This window comes from Salipiger sp. (genome assembly GCF_059781815.1).
In genome coordinates, this window is sequence record NZ_JBYNAH010000385.1 from 1 (window position 1) to 2,186 (window position 2,186).

Consider the following 2,186-nt stretch of genomic DNA (forward strand, 5'->3'; position numbering starts at 1 on the left):
CAGATCATGACGCTGGAAAGCTGGTCGATGGGCATCGTGCGCCCGGTGATGGAGGTGCATCCCGAGGCCTGGCTGTTCTTCGTGCCCTTCATCCTGATCACCACCTTCGCGGTGGTGAACCTCGTGGTCGGCCTGATCGTGAACTCGATGCAGGAGGCCCACGCGGTCGAGGAGGTTGCCGCCACCGAGGATTACCGTGAGCAGGTCATTCAGCGGCTGGCCGCCATCGAGGCCCGGCTCGACGAGCGGCGCTGACAGGCGCTGCATGCCGCACTAGGCTAGCTGCAACGCAGGGCAGGAGGGCCAGATGCCGAAATTCACCGAGACCACCGCGCGGCGCGAGACCGGCGACGGCGCCTGCGGCCCCTTCGAGGCGGTGCTGTTCAGCGACAGCGGCGGGCTGAGCCAGTTCGGCGCCTTCCTCGAGACCCTTCAGCCGGGGTCGCGCAGCTCGATCCGCCACTGGCACTCGGACGAGGACGAGATGCTCTACATGCTCGAGGGCACGCTGACCGTGCACGAAGGCGCCGAGACCTACACCATGTCGCCGGGCGAGGTCGCGACCTTCAAGGCCGGCGTTCCCGAGGGGCATTATGCCGAAAACGCCAGCGGCGCGCAGGTGCGCTACCTTGTCATCGGCACCCGGGCAGAACGTGACGTGGTGACCTATCCCGAAGCCGACCGGGTGCTGCGCCTGCGCCGCGATCCCGACACCCAGGAGATTGTCGAGCGCGGCTACACCACGCTGGGCGGCGCGCCGGCGGATTCGCCCTACGGCGATTGATCCCGCGCCGGCGGTTGCCTTGGCGCAGGGGCGCGGCTAGACCGCTGCCATGCGGATCATCGAGAACATCATCAGCGACCGGGGCTCGAAATACGCCGTCTCCGGCGCGCCCTGCCGTTCCGAGGACGAGGCCAAGGCGCTGATCAAGGAGCTCTGTCGCAAGAAGAAGTTCGCCAAGGCCACCCACAACACCTGGGGCCTGCTGACGGCCGAGGGGCCGGTCAAGAACGACGATGGCGAAAGCGGCGCCGGCATGGTCATCCTGCGCATGCTGGAGCGCGAGGCGCTGCTGGATCACCTGGTGGTGGTGACACGCTGGTATGGCGGCAAGCATCTCGGCGGCGACCGCTTCCGCCATGTTCAGGAGGCGGTGCGGATCTATCTCGAGGATCTGCGCGGCTAGGCGCCCGCACTGCCCCCGCCGCGCGCCTGCAGGCGCGCGCCGTCGAGCAGCAGCCCGACCCGGTGCATGATGGCGTCGACGCAGGCCTCGCGCGGTTCGTCGCGATAGACCGCCGGGCGCAGGCCGAAGCTGTAGATCGCGTAGATCGCGTCGATCAGGCTCCAGATCTCGGCCTCGTCAAGCGAGACCAGATCCGCATCGCCATGCAGGATATTGGCGATCGGCGTCAGCGCTTGCACCAGCTGGGCGCGGTTGCGGTCCTCGGTCTCGCGCGGCCATTGCCAGTAATAGGCCTGCATCACCGCCATCAGCTGGGTGTCCTCGAGATCGTGCTCGGCATACATGGCAAGAACCCAGCGCAGCCGCTCCAGCGTGCTGCCCTCGTCCGGCAGCTCGGCCTCAAGCACGGCGATCTGGGCATCGTTGTTCTCGTGTATCAGCTCGTAGAGCAGCCCGGCCTTGGAGTGGAAATGCACGTTGATCATCGCGTGGGTGACCCCGGCCTCGCGGGCGATCTCGGTCACCGAGACGTCGTGATAGCCGTATTCGCGAAACAGCCGTCGCGCCGCCGCCATCAGCCGCGCCTTGGTCGCAGCGCTCTGCCTGTCCTTCTGAGTGAGGCGGCCGCGCCGGGGAGAATGCTGATCGTTCGGCATCAAACACGCCCGTACATGTGCAAAATCAAAACCATACGGATGCAATGGTAGCACTAACGCAAACAATGTAAATAAAAATGTCACCAAAATGTTGACGCTGTTTACTTCGCTCCCTATATCCGTAGCGGCTCGAACGTGCGGCTAGGGAGTACGCGCGATGGATAGATTCAGTGAGATGAGGGCTTTCGCCCAGGTCATGGAACAGCGCTGCTTCAGCAGTGCTGCAGAAACACTCGGCTTGTCGAAGGGCTCGGTGTCGAAACAGGTGGCGTCGCTCGAACGGCGTCTCGGCCTGTCGTTGTTCGAACGGACGACGCGGCAGGTGACACCGACCGACGAGGGG

General features: G+C 65.3%; 5 protein-coding genes. 4 read left to right on the plus strand and 1 reads right to left on the minus strand.

All coding sequences use genetic code 11. The features are described from left to right. The 3 genes from AC6RA4_RS24985 to AC6RA4_RS24995 all read left to right on the plus strand — a co-directional run. Positions 1-255 (plus strand): ion transporter (locus tag AC6RA4_RS24985; protein ID WP_500164947.1); only part of this gene is annotated, 255 nt, incomplete at its 5' end. A 52-nt stretch (positions 256-307) separates the two neighbouring features. Then, entirely contained in the window at positions 308-784 is a 477-nt protein-coding gene (locus AC6RA4_RS24990; RefSeq protein ID WP_500164948.1) for a cupin domain-containing protein, read from the plus strand. Positions 785-833: 49 nt separating this feature from the next. Beyond that, complete coding sequence (locus AC6RA4_RS24995; protein ID WP_500164950.1) at positions 834-1,187, plus strand: YigZ family protein; 354 nt, start codon at positions 834-836, stop codon at positions 1,185-1,187. On the opposite strand, the gene AC6RA4_RS25000 is transcribed toward AC6RA4_RS24995, so the two are convergent. Beyond that, positions 1,184-1,762 (minus strand): TetR/AcrR family transcriptional regulator, encoded by a 579-nt coding sequence (locus AC6RA4_RS25000; RefSeq protein WP_500164952.1) that lies wholly within the window; start codon positions 1,760-1,762, stop codon positions 1,184-1,186. The genes AC6RA4_RS24995 and AC6RA4_RS25000 overlap by 4 nt on opposite strands. A 238-nt stretch (positions 1,763-2,000) precedes the next feature. Between AC6RA4_RS25000 and AC6RA4_RS25005 the strand changes: the two genes are divergently transcribed. Then, on the plus strand, positions 2,001-2,186 hold a 186-nt coding region (locus tag AC6RA4_RS25005), incomplete at its 3' end, for a LysR family transcriptional regulator (RefSeq protein WP_500164954.1).

What these genes read in the sequence shown, in the direction of transcription:
- AC6RA4_RS24990 (WP_500164948.1), top strand. Translation starts at nt 308, where the DNA reads ATGCCGAAATTCACCGAGACCACCGCGCGGCGCGAGACCGGCGACGGC.
- AC6RA4_RS24995 (WP_500164950.1), top strand. Translation starts at nt 834, where the DNA reads ATGCGGATCATCGAGAACATCATCAGCGACCGGGGCTCGAAATACGCC.
- AC6RA4_RS25000 (WP_500164952.1), bottom strand. Translation starts at nt 1,762, where the DNA reads ATGGCGGCGGCGCGACGGCTGTTTCGCGAATACGGCTATCACGACGTC.